The following is a 246-nucleotide window of genomic DNA, read 5'->3' as shown; positions in this document are numbered from 1 at the left end:
AGCACCAGCTTCACCCCGATGAAGCCGAGGATGATCGACAGCCCGTACGAGAGGTGGACGAGCTTCTTGAGCAGTCCGCCGATGAGGAAGTACAGCTGTCGCAGGCCCATGAGCGCGAAGGCGTTGGCCGTGAAGACGATGTACGGGTCCTGGGTGAGGCCGAAGATCGCCGGTATGGAGTCCAGGGCGAAGAGGACGTCGGTGGTGCCGATCGCCAGCATGACGATGAGCATCGGCGTCATCAGG

Annotated in this window: 1 protein-coding gene; it reads right to left on the bottom strand. The window is 62.2% G+C overall.

What is annotated here, in order from left to right; all coding sequences use genetic code 11:
* Positions 1 to 246 (bottom strand): TerC family protein (locus ACSNOK_RS35650; protein WP_436784812.1); only part of this gene is annotated, 246 nt, incomplete at both ends.

Source organism: Streptomyces sp. URMC 126, from assembly GCF_051386555.1.
Taxonomy (GTDB): Bacteria; Actinomycetota; Actinomycetes; order Streptomycetales; family Streptomycetaceae; genus Streptomyces.
Note: the sequence above shows the minus strand (reverse complement) of the source record. Positions and strands in the feature narration are given on the sequence as shown.